Genomic DNA, 19665 nt, shown 5'->3' with positions numbered 1-19665 from the left:
TTTATGTCCGACAAAAACCCTTATTCTACTAGTAAACAATTTACAACTTTAAAAAAGGAGTGACTTTCATGAATGAAACGACAAAACAGTCCATACATAAGTGGTTCCATTATTTCCACAGTCATCCGGAAGTCAGCTGGAAGGAAACGGAAACAACAAATAAGCTTGCGGAAATTCTAGAAACTATGGACGTTTCTTATTATCGTTTTAGTGACATTACTGGACTCGTGGCAGAAATCGGTGAAGGTGAAGAAGTTATTGCTGTCCGTGCTGATATCGATGCATTATATCAAGAGGTGGATGGAAGGTTACAAGCTAACCATTCTTGTGGACATGATGCAAACATGGTGATGGTGCTAGGTGCACTGCTCATGTTAAAAAATAAAACTTTTACCAAACGTATTCGCTTCATCTTCCAACCTGCAGAGGAGAAAGGGAATGGCGCGAATGCCATGAGTGAGCGTGGTGTGATTGATGATGTCTCTTATTTGTTCGGTATCCATTTACGCCCCATAGAAGAGCTCGCATTTGGCGAGGTAACCCCATCAATCCATCATGGAGCAGGTGTTTTTTTAGATGGAAAAATCCAAGGTGTCGATGCACATGGAGCAAGGCCGCATCAAGGAAAAAATGCAATTGATGTACTATTTTCCGTCCATCAACTGTTAAATAATACTCACTTCTCACCGTTTGAACCTTATTCTATTAAACTGACAAAAATACAAACTGGTGGAGAAAATATAAATATTATTCCTGGAACAGCATCTTTTGCGATTGACCTGCGTGCTCAAAAAAATGATGTATTATATCAAATCCAGGAAAAAATTGAACAAGGTCTAATTCATGTCGCTCAATTACACAATGTCGATATTCAGACCGCATGGATTGATATGACCCCTGGTGCTATCGTAGCAGTGGAAGCAGCATCTATTGCAGAAGAAGCGATACGGGAGGAGGTCGGCAATGCCAAAACAATGCCTGATGTAATCACACCTGGAAGTGATGACTTCCACTTTTATACTATTCGGAACCCTAATTTAAAAGCAACCATGATTGGTGTTGGTGCAGATTTGACTCCAGGATTACACCATCCCAATATGACTTTTCGTCGTGAGGCTCTTGAAATCGGGGCCAGGGTACTTGCCAAAACACTCACAAAATGTACGGAGAAATGTTGACTTTCATTGGTTAATTCTAACTACTACAAAAAACAATAATTTACAGATAGGAGAGTATTACTATGAAAATAGCTGAAATTGAAATAATGGCGATTAACTTGCCGCTCGTTGAACCATTTATTATTAGTTACGCGCACCTAAATACCATGCCTTCTATTATCGTTAAAATTACCACCGATACAGGTATTATCGGGTATGGTGAGGGGGTTGCGGATGAACACGTGACAGGCGAAAGTCGGGGCGGGACGTTTCACACTCTTAAATCCATCCTTGCACCAAAATTGTTAGGTGAAAATCCGATGCATTTAGAGCGCATCCATAATCTTATGAACAAGGCCATTTACGGTGTTCCAACTGCAAAAGCAGCGATTGATATCGCTTGCTATGATGTTGTGGGAAAAGCGTTAGGAATACCTGTTTATTCACTTTTAGGCGGGCGGTATCATGATGAATTTCCCATTACCCATGTATTAAGTATTGGGGAACCCGATGATATGGCTGAAGAAGCGATGAACCGTGTAAAACAGGGCTATCATTCATTTAAAATGAAAGTAGGAACAACTATTACAGAAGATGTAAAACGAATTCAAGCTGTCCGGAATCAGGTCGGAGACGGTATTGCTATCCGTGTTGATGTCAATCAAGGGTGGCAATCAAGTGGAAAGACTCTGCAAGCACTTCACATGCTGGAAGGAACTTCGCTAGACTGGCTTGAACAACCTGTTCTAGCCGATGATATCGACGGCATGGTCGAAATAAAGTCAAAATCTGCTACCCCAATCATGATCGATGAAGGAATGCGCGGTTTCCGGGAAATGCGGGAAATTATCGCCAAGCGTGCAGCGGACAAAGTGAATATTAAATTAATGAAATGTGGTGGAATTTACCCGGCAATGAAGCTTGCACACATGGCGGAAATGGCTGCAATAGATTGCCAGGTCGGTTCCATGGTTGAATCATCAATTGGATCAGCTGCAGGGTTTCATGTTGCCTTTTCCAAAAAAGTTATTACAAGTGTTGAATTAACAGGCCCGCTTAAATTCTCCAAGGACATTGGGGATTTGTGTTATGATGTTCCATATATTCGATTAACTGAAAAACCTGGATTAGGAGTTGCTGTCGATCAAGCTATACTCGATGAACTGACCGTTATGAAAGTGACTGTGCGCCCATGAGAAAACAAATTACAACAGGATCATTATCGAATGAACAAATTTTTCATGTAATACAGTTAACGATCGATGATTTGCCACTGATACTACAGTTACAGACAAAAGTTGAAAATGCACTCGTTTCCAATACCTTTTTATCACCGCTCAGCCGGAAAGAATTTACCCGTATCCTAACAGGGAAAGGATTCATGCTTGGTGTATTCATCGATGAAAAGCTAATCGCATTCCGTGCAATGTTACAACCGGAGATGGATGAGGAACATTTGGGGCTGGATGCTGGTCTTCCGGAAGCTGAGTTACCAAAGGTCATATACTCCGAAATTTCAAATGTAGATCCAGAATATCGCGGTAATGGACTGCAAAAATATATGGGACAAATACTAATGAATGAAATTGATTACGAGAAGTTTCGTTATGTTTGTGCTACTGTTGCACCGATGAACATTCCAAGTATAAAGGACAAGTTTTCCCTTGGTTTGGAAATCGTGGCATTGAAGGAAAAATATCAAGGGAAGTTACGTTATATCTTTATCAAAGATTTATCGATCCATTCCAAGAATGGGACGTATAATGAACTGGGTCCCTGCAGGGAAAATAGAGGAACAGCAGGAGTGGATACAATCGGGCTTCCGAGGAACAGCTATTCATGAGCGGGATGGGGATTGGTATGTGAAGTACTGCCGCTGATGGGGGACAGCATTGTTCCAGTGCCGTCTCACTCACCAAAAAACCTTGAAAGGCTTACATGCCAATCAAGGTTTTTTACTGACCAATATCCAATCATTTCATTCACAATTTAATAGATTACCTAGCAACTTCTTCTATCTTTTCTTCATGCAACGCTAACATTTTTTCTTTTTCATCTTTTGTTAATTTAACAATCGAAAAACCTGTGTATGCTAAGATCAGCGAGATGATTGGAACCGTGAAATTCAGTATTGCATATGGTGCGTATGCAAATGCATGGACGCCTAACGTCCCATAAATGAAAACACCACACGTATTCCAAGGGAAGAATACAGATGATAGTGTACCACCGTCCTCCAATGACCGGGATAAATTCTTGGAGTGCAGCCCCTTATCCGTATATACTTTTGCAAACATTCGGGATGGGACGACAATTGATATATACTGTTCCGAACAAGTAGCATTCGTCAGGAAACAAGATCCGATCGTTGATCCTATCAAAGAACCTGTTGATTTCACCAGTTTCATCAATTGGTCCATCATTGCCTTTAGCATACCGGAATGCTCTAAAACACCCCCAAATGTCATTGCCACAATCGTCATTGATACTGTGTACATCATGGAATCTAAGCCGCCGCGATTAAATAATTCGACAATGAACGCATTAGAAGACTCAATTGTATAACCACTTTGTAATACTCCAATTGCATAACCTATTGTATCACCTTGTACAGCAACCTCGCATATAGAACCAAGAATAATACCAATTACCAGCGCAGGAATTGCTGGAACTTTCAATGCCACAAGTACAATAACAAGAAGTGGCACCAACAGCAGAAGTGGTGAAATGACAAAGCTGTTTTGTATATCTGCCAATGTTTGCGTTATGTCTGAAGAATCAATACCGTTTCCTCCAAAGTCTTTACCCAGGTATCCAAAAACTGCAAGCGTAATTACTAAAGCAGGTATGGTTGTATAAAACATATGCTTAATGTGTTCAAACAGATCCGTATTTGTTAAACCTGAAGCAAGGTTCGTTGTATCCGATAATGGTGACATTTTATCACCAAAATAGGCACCTGAAATGACTGCTCCTGCAACCATCGGAGACGGAATTCCCATACCTAATCCAATCCCTATTCCAGCAACACCAATGGTTCCCATTGTTGCCCATGAACTCCCAATCGCTAGGGAAACGATTGCGCATATAACGATGATTGTAATAAGAAAAACAGACGGTGATATAATTTTTAATCCGTAATAAATCATAGTAGCAACAATGCCGCCGCCAATCCAGGCGCCAATCGTCAACCCTACCAGCATAATAATAACCACTGCTGGGAGTGCCAGTTTAATACCTTTATACATCATTTCCTCTATCTCATTCCACTTATAACCATGTTTCCAGGTAACAAGTGAGGCTATGACAGTACCCAAAACAAGAGGAATATGTGGTGCTTGCTCAAAGACAACAACCGTCAAGAGCATTGCAACAATCATGACAAAAAGAGGCAATAATGCCCACCAAATATTAATTTGTTTTTTCATAAATGCACCCCTAATCTAAATTATTTTAAATACTTACAATCAAAGTAACAGCAATTGATAACGCTATCATTTTCGAGAATGTTTAAATACCGTTTTCGCTAGAATCCTTGCCTTCATGAAAAACAACTCCTTTGTTAGTCTATAAAAAATCTTATAAAGCACCTGCAATTTATTATGCAAGTAACATGCCAAGTTCAAAAGTTGCAATTACCAATACTTTTAGGTCAGCAAGCGCAAAATAATATTGCCTAATAGGAAAAATTATTTTGCACTTCAATAATCACATATGCTAAATATCATCAAGAGTTGCTTATCATTCAATGTTGATAGTTTAGATCACAACCCAAACTTCCTAACCCGATACTGCAAACTCTGTCTGCTAATACCAAGCATTTTTGCGGCATGGGAAATGTTATGATCATTCTTTTGCAAAATTTGTAAAACATATGTCTTCTCAGCTTCTTCCATTTTATCGTGTAACGTCATATCTGTCTTATTGCCGGTATCCATCGCCACTTTTTCCAAGTCGTCATCATGCTTCGGGTACCTTCTCCGGAAACTTATAGGGAGATCTTGTACATCAATTACTTCCTCATCCATTATCATATTCATCGTTCCTTCAATCGCATGCTCCAATTCCCTTACGTTTCCTGGCCAGTCATGTTGATATAAAACCTCTTTGGCCTCTTTGCTGATTGTTTTCACATTCATTTGAAATAATGTGTTATATTTGTTGATAAAATGGTTGATCAGGAGCCAAATGTCTTCCTTTCGATCGCTTAGTGGTGGAATAAACAGAGATACGACACTAAGGCGATAATATAAGTCACGCCGCAGTCGATTTTGATTAATGGCATCAATTGGATCTTCATTAATTGTAGCGATGATTCGTACATCAATCTCCTTATCTGTCATATCCCCTACCCGTCTGATCGATTTCTCTTGAATAACGCGCAATAATTTAGCCTGGAGCGCTGGATCTAACGAATTGATTTCATCCAAGAGCAGTGTTCCGCCGTTTGCCTGTTCAAATAGGCCAGGCCGATCAACAGCGCCAGTAAACGCCCCCTTTTTGGTGCCAAACAATAACCCTTCCATTAAACTATCCGGAATGGCTGCACAATTTTGCGAAATAAAAGGACCACTTGAACGATGACTGCCATTATGGATACTTTGGGCAAATAATTCTTTTCCCGTCCCCGTATCCCCTACGATAAGTACGGAAGAAGATGTTCGGGTCGCGCGTTTCGCTTCCTCAATAATAGACAGCATCGCCTCACTTTCTCCGATAATCTGATCAAACGTGAATTTTGTATTCCCTTTACGAAGCACGTTTTCCTTGATCATCCGCTCCAGTTGCGTAACATCCTTGGCAATCTCGACAGCGGCCGTAATTTCACCGTTATCTTTGATCGGGAACGTATCATTAATTGTTGTGATTTCTTTTCCCTTATTGTTAAAATATGTTTGCTTTGCCCGTCTTGTAATTTTCCCCGTCTTTAACGCTTGAACGAGTGTACTGTTTTCTTTTTCACTGAATGTAAAAACATCCAGCAAATTTTTATCCAGTACATCTTCGCTTGTCATGGATTCAATCTCCATCATTTTTTTGTTGTACACAATCGTTTTCCCTTTTTCATTTATTACATGAATCCCGACATCAATTTCGTCGAGTAATGTTTTATACAATTTGTTCATATCTATTTTTGCTATTTCATCTCGCTCCATAGTCATAACATCGCACCTCTCCCCTTTTACCTTCATTGTAATAGTTTAATAGTCGAAGTGCAAAAAAAGATTGCATCTAAACATAAAATATCAGTATATGCAAAATTTGTTTGCATTTATCCGCAACTGAAAATCTCTCATGGACCACGGTTCAAAAAAGTTATTAGCCTATTACAACACGGTTCAAAACCCTTTTTAAACAATTTTAAAAGCATCTCCACAAAAGTTGGCACAGAAGTTGCATACATAATAAAGGTGAAAACATCAATTGGAGGGAATACCATGTTTCCAGCGTACAAACATGAAGCCTTTACGGATTTTACAGTTGAGGAAAATCGTAAAGCAATGGAAGAAGCACTAAAGCAAGTGAAAGCAACATTCGGCAAACATTACAATTTGCTCGTTGGATCTGAACAAATTACAACAGAGGAAAAAATTGTATCAATAAATCCATCCAACAAGGAAGAGGTAATTGGTTCTGTATCAAAAGCTAATCAAGAAATCGCCGAAAAGGCTATTGAAACCGCATATCAGGCATTTCAAACCTGGCAATATACAGATCCTGTTGAACGCGCTAATATTCTGGTACGTGCTGCAGCTATTGTACGGCGCAGAAAATATGAATTCTCAGCTACGCTTGTAGCTGAAGCAGGAAAGCCATGGAAAGAAGCGGATGCAGATATTGCTGAAGGAATCGACTTTATGGAATACTACGCGCGTCAAATGATCGAATTAAAACAAGGTAAAAACGTACAATCCAGACCAGGTGAACATAACCGTTATTTTTACATTCCAACGGGGGTGGCTGTCACGATTCCACCATGGAACTTTGCATTCGCTATTATGGTAGGAACTACAGTAGCACCACTTGTAACCGGAAATACTGTTCTATTAAAACCAGCAAGTACAACACCTGTTGTCGCGGCGAAGTTTGTAGAAGTATTACAAAAAGCAGGTATTCCAGAAGGTGTTATTAACTTTATCCCTGGAAGCGGTGCAGAGGTTGGGGACTACCTTGTTGACCATCCAAAAACATCGCTTATCACATTTACCGGTTCCCGCGACGTTGGTACGCGACTATACAGCCGTGCTGCAAAAGTACAGCAGAATCAAAATCATTTGAAACGTGTCATTGTCGAAATGGGTGGAAAAGATACCGTCATTGTTGATAAAGATGCTGACATAGACATTGCTGTCGATGCCATCGTCACGTCTGCATTCGGATTTTCCGGCCAAAAATGTTCTGCTGGATCCCGTGCCGTTATCCATGACGATGTCTATGATGAAGTCTTGGATAAAGTTGTGAAACGTACAAACGAACTAACAGTAGGTGAACCGACCACAAAAGACATTTATATGGGCCCAGTTATCGACCAAGCCGCTTATGACAAAATCACAGACTACATCGAGATCGGCAAACAAGAAGGACGCCTTGTCGCAGGTGGAGAAGGCGATGATTCCAAAGGATATTTTATTAAACCAACGATAATTGCCGATGTTGATGTGGAAGCAAGAATCATGCAAGAAGAAATCTTTGGGCCTGTTGTTGCCTTTGCCAAAGCAAAGGATTTCGATCATGCACTTGAGATTGCCAACAACTCTGAATATGGATTGACCGGTGCAGTGATCACGAATAATCGTGCACATATTAATAAAGCAACAATGGAATTCCATGTTGGAAACTTATATTTTAACCGTAACTGTACAGGTGCGATTGTAGGCTACCAGCCATTTGGCGGTTTTAAAATGTCTGGAACCGATTCAAAGGCAGGCGGACCAGACTATCTTGCGCTTCATATGCAAGCGAAAACTGTCTCAGAGTCATTTTAATGTAAAAAATTTTAAGGAGGAATTCTATATGACTACCACAACAAAATCCAACGCCATTATTGAACAAACATTAGAATACGGGGCACATAACTACCACCCGCTTCCAGTTGTTGTGTCAGAAGCAGAAGGTGTTTGGGTAAAAGACCCGGAAGGCAACAAATATATGGATATGTTAAGTGCTTATTCTGCTGTAAACCAGGGTCATAGACATCCAAAAATTATTCAAGCATTAAAAGAGCAGGCCGATCGTGTGACGTTAACATCCCGTGCGTTCCATAATGAATTGCTCGGACCATGGACAAAACGTGTTGCTGAGTTGACTGGAAAAGATAAAGTTTTACCAATGAATACAGGTGTTGAAGCAGTTGAAACTGCAATCAAAGCAGCCCGTCGTTGGGCATATGAGGTGAAAGGAGTAGAAGATAACAAAGCTGAAGTTATCGCAGCGAAAGGGAATTTTCATGGTCGGACATTAAATGCAATTTCTTTGTCCAATGATCCAAGTGCTACAAAAGACTACGGTCCATTTGTTCCTGGAGTACACAAAGTAGAATATGGTAACGCAGATGCGATTCGGGAAGCAATTACGCCAAATACCGCTGCTGTTATTGTAGAACCGATTCAAGGGGAAGCTGGTATCGTTATTCCCCCTGAAGGATTCTTAAAAGAAGTTCGTAGCATCTGTACAGATAACAATGTTCTATTCATTGCTGATGAAGTGCAAACTGGATTTGCACGTACCGGAAAGATGTTTGCATGTGATTGGGAAAATGTAGTACCAGATATCTATGTTATGGGTAAAGCCCTTGGTGGCGGTGTGATGCCAGTTTCGGCAATTGCAGCTAATAAGGATATCATGGACGTCTTCACACCCGGGTCCCACGGGTCAACATTCGGAGGAAATCCATTAGCTTGTGCGGTATCATTAGCAGCGATTGATGTTATTGTGGAAGATAAACTACCCGAAAGATCACTTGAGTTAGGTGAATACTTTGCTAATGCATTAAAGGAAATGAATAATCCAGAACTAAAAACAGTTCGTACCCGTGGTTTATTTATTGGGGTAGAATTTAACCATCCAGTTCGTTCTTATTGTGAACAATTAAAAGAGGCTGGTGTATTGTGCAAAGAAACACACGAAAATACAATTCGTTTTGCACCACCACTTGTCATCTCGAAGGAAGAGCTTGACTGGGCAATCGATAAAATCAAGCACGTCCTTTCCCGTTAAGGAACAAGAAGCCGGCTGCAGAAGTTCATAAGGGCACTTAGTCTTGGTGCCCTACTATGTACGTATTGAATAATATTTGTTTTTACAAAATGAATAACGAGGTGCAAAAAATGGGGACAACAAATACCTTAACTGAAAATCAAGGTAAGGTTAAAACGGAAAACGAATCAATTGATATTGTCAAATCGACACAAACGATCATTCATGAAGCACTGCAATATTTAGGCTACTCTGAGGAAACCTATGAACTTCTGAAAGAGCCTTTACGAATGCTTACGGTACGAATTCCTGTCAGAATGGACAACGGCAAAATTAAAGTGTTTACCGGCTACCGTGCGCAACATAATGATGCAGCTGGTCCCACTAAAGGCGGCGTCCGGTTCCATCCTGATGTCAACGAACAAGAAGTGAAAGCACTATCCATGTGGATGACCATGAAATCTGGGATTGTTAATTTACCATATGGCGGGGGGAAAGGTGGAATCGTTTGTGATCCACGCGAGATGTCTTTCCGTGAGCTGGAAGCACTAAGTCGTGGCTATGTAAGGGCCATTAGCCAAATTGTCGGACCATCAAAAGACATTCCCGCACCAGATGTCTATACGAACTCGCAAATTATGGCCTGGATGATGGATGAATACAGTCATATCAGTGAATTTGACTCACCTGGATTTATTACAGGAAAGCCACTTGTCCTTGGTGGATCAGAGGGGCGTGATACCGCAACTGCTCGTGGGGTTACAATTTGCGTAGAGGAGGCAGCCAGGAAGCGCGGCATTGATTTAAAAGATGCTCGAATTATTATCCAAGGCTTCGGTAATGCCGGTAGTTACCTCTCCAAGTTCATGCATGATGCTGGAGCAAAAATCGTTGGTATTTCCGATGCATACGGGGCACTATACGATGAAAACGGCCTGGATATTAATTATTTATTAGAGCGACGGGATAGTTTTGGCACGGTGACGAATTTATTCGATAATACAATTTCCAATAAAAAATTGTTTGAACAGGATTGTGACATTCTCATTCCAGCAGCCATTGCCAACCAAATTACGATGGAAAATGCGAAAGATATAAAAGCATCTATTGTAGTTGAAGCAGCAAATGGTCCAACAACATTAGAGGCAACAAAAGTTTTAACAAAACGGGGCATCCTGCTTGTACCCGATGTTTTGGCAAGCGCCGGTGGCGTTACAGCATCCTATTTTGAATGGGTACAAAACAACCAGGGATATTACTGGACTGCCGATGAAGTGATGACCAAATTGCGAACAATTCTAATTGATTCATTTCATAAAGTTATGGCCTCTGCTGAAAAACATCAGGTAGATATGCGCCTAGCCGCTTATATCGTCGGTATCCGCCGAACTGCTGAGGCAGCTAAATTTAGAGGCTGGGCCTAAAATCGTAGGAAGTTTTAAGCGAGTAATACCCATTTCAACTCCTCTTTAAAACTATATCTGCTTTCCAAGCTGCTCGGAAATCGTCTGGGCAGCCTTTTTAACCTTTTCAATAATAAAGGTTATTTGCTTATCCGTGATATCATATTCCAAAAATTCAGCACTGATCGTTCCTAGTACCTTTTGATTAAATCCGATTATTGGTGCACCCACGGATACGGTTCCTTTCGTTTTTTCACCAAAACTTATGGAATACCCCTTCTCCTTCGCATCCGCAATTGCCTCTTCCATCTTTGTCAACCCGTCACCTTCTACTGCAAGCATGGTCAAAATTTGTTTTACCTTCTGCGGCTGCATGTTTGCCAAAATCGTTCTATTTGGTCCCCCAATATGTAATGGAATTCGCTCACCGATTGGATCTACAACCCGGATATTTCTAGGACTATTAATCCGATCAATAATGATAGAGTCATTCCCCTTTGGAATATTAAAGTAAATGGTCTCTTCTACTTCAAGGGCTAATTTTTCCAGTGTTGGTCGTGCTATTTCACGCAAGTCAAGCTTATCGAATAGTTTCATTCCAAGCTCCATCCACTTATATCCCAGTTTATACTGTTTTTTATCGGAAATCTGTTCAACTAATTCGAAGAAAGCCAACGTGTCAAGTAAACGATAGACTGTGCTTACTGGTAAATCAGTGCGTTCGGCAATTTCTGCAATGGTCCATGATTCTTTTTTATTATCTGGTGCTAAAACATCTATAATTTTCATGGCACGTTCAATCGATTGAATCATACGTATCCCCCTACCATTATATAAACTTCATTCTACCAAAAGTTAGCCTCTAAAGTAAATTTCAAGTTACGGACTAGTCAGACTTTAATATAGTTTCGAAAAATACCTTGACAAACAGGTAAAGTAATTTTAAAATTTAAACTGATTCCACACTACGGATTATATTCCACATTATGAAAATTTTTATACTGATTTGTAAGCGTTTTACTAAACAAACTTTCAGGAGGTCACACAGTGGATAAATTTTCTCAACTTATAAGTGATTTAACTACAATGATTTGGGGATTACCAATGACAATTTTGCTTTTGGGTGGAGGCATTTATTTAACGTTTCGTCTTGGTTTCTTTCAAATAATTCATCTGCCGCATATTTTCAGCCAGACGTTTGGCAAAATTTTTTCTAAACAAAATGCACCTGGGACAGTTACACCATTTCAAGCTACCACTTCAGCGCTTGCTTCCACGATGGGGGCAGCAAATATTGTCGGTGTACCAGTTGCAATTGCCCTTGGCGGCCCCGGTGCTGTTTTCTGGATGTGGGCGGTTGCCTTAATTGGAATGGCCACAAAATACGCTGAGGTCGTGTTAGGTCTTAAATATCGGCAAAAAAATGACCAAGGTGAATATGTTGGGGGTCCCATGTACTATATTCGGAAAGGGCTGGGATGGAAAAAGGTAGCTTCTTTCTTCGCCTTTGCGTTAATGATTGAAATTATCGCTAGTACCATGGTCCAATCAAATTCGATTGCAACAACGTTGGAAGGCTCTTTTGGAATTAATGCTGTGTGGACAGGTATTGCTGTTATGATTTTGGTTGGCTTAGTTATCTACGGTGGCGTGAAAACAATTGGGAAGGTATCGGAAAAGTTAATCCCGTTTATGATTATCATCTACCTAATTGCGGCATTAACTGTTTTAGCGTTTAACTTCGATATGATTCCAGAGGCATTTGCGCTTATCTTTACATATGCCTTCCAACCCGTTTCAGCTGCTGGAGGATTCTTGGGTGCGGGTGTTGCAGCCTCGATTCGCTGGGGGCTTGCAAGGGGACTATATTCCAATGAAGCTGGTATGGGGACGGCTCCAATTGTTCACTCGGCAGCACAGAATGATCATCCAGCTAAACAGGGATTCTGGGGTGTATTTGAAGTCATCATGGATACATTAGTTGTCTGTACAATGACTGCCCTCGTTTGTATCACATCCGGTGCTTGGAAGCAAATTGGCCCAGATGACGCTGCCAATATGGTAACGGCTGCATTTACACCTGTTTTCGGAGATTCTGTATCTGGTTCAATTGTCTCCTTAACACTTTTTCTATTTGTAATCACAACCGTTGTCGTTATCATATTTTATGGAGAGAAGCAGGCCGAATTTCTATATGGATTAAAATTTGCAAAGGTCATGCGATTTGTTTATATCGTTGCAATTCTAATTGGAGCAATTGGCGGGCTAAAATTTATTTGGCAATTCCTTGATCTTCTGTTGGCCATGGTCGTTGTTCCAAACGTTATCGCCGTCTTATTCCTGAGTAAAAAGGTCCGCTCCATTACCGATGATTATTTTAAAAACTACGTGAAGCAAGATAAAAAGAATGAGAGAAGTATAGGTTAACAAATATATATTATCGTATGGGAGATGCAAACCATGTATCAACAAATTCATTCACTATCAACTAAACAGCAAGTGGAAACGATTACCAAGCGTTTAGTCACCATTAATAGTATCAACGGTACAAATGGTGAAATAGAGATTGTGGAGGAGCTTTATCGGATGCTGCGGACTTTCCCGTATTTCCACAGTGAACCAGCACATTTATGGCTGCAGAAGATACCTAATGATCCGATTGGCCGGAAAAATCTGTTCGCCTTTATAAAAGGAAATGGCGAATCAAATAAAACAATTATTTATCATTCCCACATTGATACAGTGGGCATTGATGACTTCGGTCTGTTAAAAGATAAAGCGTTCTCACCCGATGCATTGCGGGTATATTTTACAACACACCATGCTGACCCAGATGTTCAACGGGATGCCCAATCAGGGGACTGGATGTTCGGGCGCGGTGCTGTTGATATGAAAAGTGGTGCTGCTGTACATGTTGCTAACGTCCTCTACTTCTCGGAGCATCCTGAAGAACTGAACGGGAATTTGCTATTAATGATCAATGGTGATGAAGAAAGCGAACATCACGGAATAACTGGGGCATTAAGTGAATTAGAACGGATTCAACACGAACAGGGTGTGGAATATTTGCTCGCCATCAACACGGACTTTATCACGCCATTATACGACGGTGACGAAACAAAATATATTTATACTGGAACAGCCGGAAAAATCTTGCCTTGTTTCCATATATATGGCCGCGAAGTTCATGTAGGAGATACGCTTGCCGGGATTGATCCCAATTTCATTGCAGCTAAAATAACCGAACGAATTCATAATAATTATCGACTGACGGAAAAAATCGATGGAGAACTTATTCTGCCGCCTTCTTGCTTGTATCAGCGCGATACGAAAAGGTTCTATACGGTTCAAACCGCACCAAGCAGTCAAATTTATTTTAATTACTTCTTGTATGAATCTACACCGGAAGAAGTTCTTAAGCAGCTTGTAAGGGAAACAAAGCAGGTATGTCTGGAAGTAGAAGGTTATCTACGCGAACAATTTGAACAATTTTTGAATAAAACCGGATTGCCTGCTCGTGATTTAAGTTGGGAGATTAAGGTCACAACATACGCAGAATATATAAGGGAATTACAAGATCGTGGTATCAACCCAAGGCCTGCAATCGAGAGTGTGCTAAATAGGCGGACCACATCCGACCTGCGAGAGCTTAGTTTCTCCATTGTAAGTGTGTTGCAAGATCTTGATCCCGATAAAAGGGCACGTGTGATTATCTTTTTTGCACCCCCATTTTTACCACATAATTATTTAAAGGAAACTGAAACCAACGATAATCATATAAAAGCAGTTATAGAAGGCGTACTAGCGAATGCCCAGGAAGAGACCAGCGAAACATTTGCAATCAAAAAATTCTTCCCTTATTTAGCGGACGGAAGTTTTTTATCCATCCATGAAACGGAGGATCAGTTAAATCCACTGCTTGAAAATTTACCAGAATGGAGCACACTTTATCCGGTGCCATTTCAATCAATAAAAAATTTAAATATACCATCCATTAATATGGGGGTTTATGGAAAAGACGGTCATAAGTGGACAGAGCGGGTTTACATGCCATATTCGTTTCAGGTTTTACCTAATCTGATTCGCAAAGCAACTGTTAGTTTCATGAATATGTACGCGCCGGTCTGATTAAAATTTCACGGGTTAGAGGGATTTGCTATCGATAGCAAATCCCTCTGTTCATGTCCTTCCTAAATGGCAACAATCAGCGCAAATTCTACTAATCCCTAACCAGCATAAATGTCCCAATCCCCTTCGCAATCCTATTTCCTTCTCCGTCCCATATTTTCCTTTTCGCTGATACTGTTCGAAACCTTGCTGCAGTATTATATTCGTGTCAGGATAATATTCTATTGGGGAAATAGCCTTTCAATATCATCCCTTCTTTAATCGTCTCGCCTAAATAGGCTTGCGTGGATTGGTTATAAGTAACAACAACAGCCTCTTTCACCATGACGACTTCAAAACAATACTTTTTTACTATCAGATTAAAAAAATCATTCACAATAAGGTTCATTATACCTATGTCACATGCATTATTTTTTGAATTTTTTTAATGTCATCTTAGCTTTTTCCTCCTATTACAGTATACTTAATTATAATTAGATTAAAATGGGGCATAAACTGTATTATATTTTTTAACTTTGAGGTGTTTTTAATGAAAAAGTTCCGTAATTTAATACCAGTGTTACTAATAAGTACGGCACTACTATTAGGGGGTTGTCAGGACGTGAAAAATGCTGAACAAAAAGATAAACGAGAGACGAAGCAAAATCAAGATGATGCAGGCATGAATAAATATGAAAAAGAAAACTATGTAAGAGTCCAGGACTATACTGGTGAAGGATACACATTACGTGACAGCAATGAGGAAACGGGTGAAATTGCCAACGCCCATCGTGATGAAGTCGAGCAGGCTGTCAAGCAATTTTTTAACGATAAGTACAAAACGGAAGTAAAGGTTCATAACATCGTTAGTGCCGTTGATGGGGTATCCGTATTCGTCGAATCAATTGGTGAACCCCATTTTTACACATTTGCGATTGTTCCTGTTGATTTGGAAAATAAGGAAGTACAAACGGATCGCGTCTGGTCACAGGAAGGCCAAGTGGAAAATGCCATTCAGGGCGGACTATACGCAATGGCATTTGAAGAGGAATTTGCTAAGCTTGATGATTATTTGGAGAGTGTTACGGAAGAACATCCAGTTACGGGAACACCTGTAGAGGCGATCCAAAATGTGATGGGAACAGGATATACAACCAACTATTATTTGGTTGCACCCGCGGGGGATGCCTTTGAAAAGCTATACGAATTATATCAGGATAACCCATCTATTTCAAAACAGGAATTGCAGGATTTCTTTGCGAAAAAAAGTTTTAATCCACGCTACTTAACAATTGGAATCGAACTTTATATGGAGGAAGATAATGCGCCGAGCAAGAAGATTTACGATAAAGTATACAATGACATTAAGCAAATGGAAGGAATTCCAAAAGGCGAATATACCATTATTTTGAATGACAATTACATTGATCGTAAACGAGCAATTGGACAAAAAGACAACTCCATCGATAAAACGTTAGCAGAGGGAATAATGAAACAGTAGGAAAGGAGGACTATAATGGTTGAAAAAACGGAACCAAAGATAAATGGCCATGCGAAGATTGATAAGACACAAGATACAGATTTAGTAGAACTTGCAGGGTATCATGCCTATAAAAAGTACAAAAAACCGGAAGTGATTGCAGTCAACGGGAAAGACTTCCGGGTTAAAAATTCTAAATATGACACCGATTCCGGCCTTGATGCCTTAACAGTACAAAATCTAGAAACTGGTGAACTTACCATCGTATTCGTCGGTAGTCAGCAACTCGACAAGGACTGGATCGGTACAAATACAAAACTTTTACGTGATATCCCGCCTGCGCAACTTGAGGATGCCAAAGCTTATTTTAAGGAAGTGAACGAAAAAATCGGCTCTGTTACTTCCATTACCGGTAACTCGCTTGGCGGTGCACTTACCAATGCTGTCGCAATTGATCATCCGAATGTCAAGGCTGTCACGTTAAATCCGGCCATCCTCCCAGAGGGAATGCCTGATCCCGACAACGATTACTCCCACATCACGAATTATTTCAGCAAATACGATCCCTTAACAAAAGCGGAACAGGCGCTACAAATAGATAATCGTATTCCTGGGGGTCATTATACGATTAATAATGGCCTTCCGTTGTTTTCCCTTCTTGGTTCAAATCATACTGGATATGTTGGCATGGACAAAAATGGGGAGTTTAAAGTAAAAATAGGCAATGAAGGTGAACCCGGTCACGGTTTTATTCATATTGGTGCAGATGACCATATCGTGACAAGCCTGTGGACAGGGGAGCCTTTACATGGTGGCAATGCAGGGGAAATAAAAATCAATAAGAAAAATATGATGTTACTGGCCGACGGGATAAAAAATAATGTGCAAGGCCGTTTAGATTTGGCAGCCGGGTATATAGATAATTCCGTAAGTATTGTTAAATCTGAGGGCGCGAAATTTTACCAGCGTATAACGGAAATGCAGGAAGTTTTTGAAAGAATGCTGGAAGAAGCAGCAGGAGATCCGTTATTCAAAGGTATTGCCCTAACAGGTTATGCACTTAAATCATGTATTGATTTTCTTATCAGTATGCTGGATACTGCTGAAGAAAAATGCCATTTTCTTAATACAATCCTTAATTCAAAGCCAGCCGAACTCATCGAACATATTACATCAACTGATATAAGCGTAGAAACGCTTTTTGCCCCGCCTAAGAAACATCTTGCTGACCTGAACGATTCGATTGATGACCTTGTTTCAGGAGCAAAAAATATAATTTATGAAGAAATACCAAAGCTGCTCGAAGGTGGAAAAGACGCATTTGTCGATGCTGTTGTAGATGAATTGGAAGCACATTATGAAATTATTCAGGCTAATAAAGATAAATTGATTTCCCAACTAGCAAACTACGAATCCCAGATACGAGGTGTAGCAAAAGCCTTCGATCAAAAAGATACGAGTTTGGCGGATGCCATCGAAACAAAGACTGGTCCCACTTCGGAAATGGGAACCATACCGGAAACAGAAATCGTTACACTGGAGGATTCGCCCTATTTGGAAAACAGAATGAAAATAAGAGAGATGCAAGTTGATATAGCATACTCCAGTTTTAACGTTTTTGTAACAGACCGCTTGGCACCAGTTGTTTTACTTGCAGATGGAGTCCTTCTCTTATTTGAAAAGGCATTAGAAGTCATTATCGGAGGAATTGATGCAGCCCTTAACATTGCTTTATATGGCAATCCCGCAGGCTGGATCGTAAGTATGTTTACCGATTATGATCAAAAGATCAAAGAGGCTGCACGGGATGCAAAACAACCAGTTGTTGAAATGGAATCTACAGTCGAAGGTTTTCGCAAGGGACTTGGACGTCTTGCTTCAAATCTGCCTTCCGTTGTACACGACTTTAAGCCATATATTGAAACTGCAGTATTTGAATCTGGCAACTTCAAAAATGTACGACTATATAATGTTGCTGCTGCAGCCATTTTTGATGAAATGGAAACAGTGTTTGATGATATCGTATACCAATTATCAAACGAAAAAGGAAGTGCAATCCAGTCCGCACGGGATGTTTCCAAAGGGGTGCGAAATAATATTAGTATGCTGAATGGGCAGGTTGAGTTGGGAACACTCCAGTGATAAACAAAAAATTGGTGCCCTGACACCAGATTCATTCGGCCAACTTTCATTAATGAAACAACTTCAATGAAAGTGGTCGATAAAAAAGAGAAAAGTGATACCACTAGTGTCATTGTTGTGGAATTACAAAGCGGACAGGTGAGGAGGTAATTGTCGGTGGAATGAGGATGCTGTTAAATAAAAAATAATATGGAAATTCACCCAAAAATCCCATCAATAATGAATTGATGGGATTTTCATTTTAGGAAACTAAATGAAATTCCTCTTAAAACTCAATCAAAATCCCTGTTTTATCATCCATCTTTTTAAACCGCGGATATGTAACACAATGTGGATCATCGTCCTCCCGCTTCCCCACCTCTTTCACCAGCTGATCCAAACCATCGGAAAATGCTAGATTAGCTGTCTTGATCCATGCATCTGGTTCATCCAGCTTCTGCGGCAGGAGCAAACCATCACTTACTAACAAAATCTTGGAAACTCTATTTAATGAAATCCTGCCCAACTCCAGGAATTCCAATACCTCGTCACTGCCATCTATCACACTGTATCCGCCATATGTATTCGCTTTACTGCGATTTTCTACTAAAATCGGATTCACCATTTCCCGCAAATCACCCAGGGTCAAATGACGATTTGCATCTTTTTCTCGCTTTTCAACAAGCTTATAAATCGCTCTACTGTCTAAATCCTCTACTAAATCAAGCGTAACCATTCTTATAGCACCTGTTTCATATTGGAGAAAAAGCATACAATCCGCAGCATGAACATATTCCAGAAATGAATAATTAGGAGCTAGTTTGATGGCAGCAAGAGCTGTGGAGCTCCTTTCGACCTTTGGAATTTCCAGAAAATCGGTCACACTTGATTTTGTTATGTTTGCTTCATAATATTTCATTGTTTCTTTTTGTACTCTTTCATTTGCTAATTTTACATATGAAAAAAGAGAATGATCGGCTGTTGCCTTATTTAGTTCTTCCTTTACAGCATGCGATGCAATATAGCCTGGTACACCATCAAGCCCGGTAGCACCATCAACCGCAGCATAAATCCCTGCTTTTTCATTCATTACACAAGCGTCTTCGTTTATTTCTCTACCGCCCTTTTTGTAAACATTGCTTACCTTCAAGGTAAAACAGCTCCTTAACGTACATTTTTGTATTGAAAATTTCTTTGTTAC

14 protein-coding genes are annotated in these 19665 nt (G+C 40.2%); 10 read left to right on the top strand and 4 right to left on the bottom strand.

Annotation, left to right across the window (positions count from 1 at the left end; translation table 11 throughout):
- Nucleotides 1-68 precede the first annotated feature (68 nt).
- The 3 genes from CZ382_RS19130 to CZ382_RS19120 all read left to right on the top strand — a co-directional run bounded on the left by CZ382_RS19130 (nucleotide 69) and on the right by CZ382_RS19120 (nucleotide 3000).
- The gene (locus tag CZ382_RS19130) at nucleotides 69-1178 is read left to right on the top strand and encodes an amidohydrolase (protein WP_088052751.1); all 1110 of its coding nucleotides are present in this window, start codon (nucleotides 69-71) and stop codon (nucleotides 1176-1178) included.
- Nucleotides 1179-1240: 62 nt separating this feature from the next.
- Entirely contained in the window at nucleotides 1241-2353 is a 1113-nt protein-coding gene (locus CZ382_RS19125; RefSeq protein WP_088052750.1) for a mandelate racemase/muconate lactonizing enzyme family protein, read from the top strand.
- Complete coding sequence (locus tag CZ382_RS19120; RefSeq protein ID WP_140392755.1) at nucleotides 2350-3000, top strand: N-acetyltransferase; 651 nt, start codon at nucleotides 2350-2352, stop codon at nucleotides 2998-3000. Before CZ382_RS19125 ends, CZ382_RS19120 begins: the two co-directional genes overlap by 4 nt.
- A gap of 154 nt (nucleotides 3001-3154) precedes the next feature.
- On the opposite strand, the gene nhaC is transcribed toward CZ382_RS19120, so the two are convergent.
- On the bottom strand, nucleotides 3155-4585 hold the full coding sequence (nhaC, locus tag CZ382_RS19115; RefSeq protein ID WP_088052749.1) for a Na+/H+ antiporter NhaC: 1431 nt from the start codon (nucleotides 4583-4585) through the stop codon (nucleotides 3155-3157).
- Nucleotides 4586-4921: 336 nt separating this feature from the next.
- Nucleotides 4922-6319 (bottom strand): sigma-54 interaction domain-containing protein, encoded by a 1398-nt coding sequence (locus CZ382_RS19110; RefSeq protein WP_407701310.1) that lies wholly within the window; start codon nucleotides 6317-6319, stop codon nucleotides 4922-4924.
- 276 nt (nucleotides 6320-6595) lie between these two features.
- Here CZ382_RS19110 and pruA point away from each other — a divergent pair, with 276 nt between their 5' ends.
- The 3 genes from pruA to CZ382_RS19095 all read left to right on the top strand — a co-directional run bounded on the left by pruA (nucleotide 6596) and on the right by CZ382_RS19095 (nucleotide 10777).
- On the top strand, nucleotides 6596-8143 hold the full coding sequence (pruA, locus tag CZ382_RS19105) for an L-glutamate gamma-semialdehyde dehydrogenase (RefSeq protein ID WP_088052748.1): 1548 nt from the start codon (nucleotides 6596-6598) through the stop codon (nucleotides 8141-8143).
- Between the two features lie 28 nt (nucleotides 8144-8171).
- Nucleotides 8172-9374: an ornithine--oxo-acid transaminase gene (locus tag CZ382_RS19100; protein ID WP_088052747.1), complete on the top strand. Its 1203-nt coding sequence runs from the start codon at nucleotides 8172-8174 to the stop codon at nucleotides 9372-9374.
- Nucleotides 9375-9484: 110 nt separating this feature from the next.
- Complete coding sequence (locus CZ382_RS19095; RefSeq protein WP_088052746.1) at nucleotides 9485-10777, top strand: Glu/Leu/Phe/Val family dehydrogenase; 1293 nt, start codon at nucleotides 9485-9487, stop codon at nucleotides 10775-10777.
- A 51-nt stretch (nucleotides 10778-10828) separates the two neighbouring features.
- On the opposite strand, the gene CZ382_RS19090 is transcribed toward CZ382_RS19095, so the two are convergent.
- Nucleotides 10829-11569 (bottom strand): IclR family transcriptional regulator, encoded by a 741-nt coding sequence (locus CZ382_RS19090; protein ID WP_088052745.1) that lies wholly within the window; start codon nucleotides 11567-11569, stop codon nucleotides 10829-10831.
- Between the two features lie 234 nt (nucleotides 11570-11803).
- Between CZ382_RS19090 and CZ382_RS19085 the strand changes: the two genes are divergently transcribed.
- From CZ382_RS19085 to CZ382_RS19065, 4 genes are all read left to right on the top strand, one after another.
- Nucleotides 11804-13183, top strand: a complete 1380-nt coding sequence (locus CZ382_RS19085) for an alanine/glycine:cation symporter family protein (RefSeq protein WP_088052744.1) — start codon at nucleotides 11804-11806, stop codon at nucleotides 13181-13183.
- A gap of 33 nt (nucleotides 13184-13216) precedes the next feature.
- Nucleotides 13217-14884 (top strand): M20/M25/M40 family metallo-hydrolase, encoded by a 1668-nt coding sequence (locus tag CZ382_RS19080; protein WP_088052743.1) that lies wholly within the window; start codon nucleotides 13217-13219, stop codon nucleotides 14882-14884.
- A 601-nt stretch (nucleotides 14885-15485) separates the two neighbouring features.
- The gene (locus tag CZ382_RS19070) at nucleotides 15486-16364 is read left to right on the top strand and encodes a DUF1672 family protein (protein WP_159457838.1); all 879 of its coding nucleotides are present in this window, start codon (nucleotides 15486-15488) and stop codon (nucleotides 16362-16364) included.
- A gap of 15 nt (nucleotides 16365-16379) precedes the next feature.
- Nucleotides 16380-18485 (top strand): SA1320 family protein, encoded by a 2106-nt coding sequence (locus tag CZ382_RS19065; RefSeq protein WP_088052740.1) that lies wholly within the window; start codon nucleotides 16380-16382, stop codon nucleotides 18483-18485.
- Nucleotides 18486-18750: 265 nt separating this feature from the next.
- On the opposite strand, the gene CZ382_RS19060 is transcribed toward CZ382_RS19065, so the two are convergent.
- Nucleotides 18751-19614: a hypothetical protein gene (locus CZ382_RS19060; RefSeq protein WP_088052739.1), complete on the bottom strand. Its 864-nt coding sequence runs from the start codon at nucleotides 19612-19614 to the stop codon at nucleotides 18751-18753.
- Between the last annotated feature and the right edge of the window lie 51 nt (nucleotides 19615-19665).

This window comes from Virgibacillus dakarensis (assembly GCF_900155625.1).
In the GTDB taxonomy this organism is placed as follows: Bacteria; Bacillota; Bacilli; order Bacillales; family Amphibacillaceae; genus Lentibacillus_C; species Lentibacillus_C populi.
This window is presented reverse-complemented; position numbering and strand designations above follow the sequence as displayed.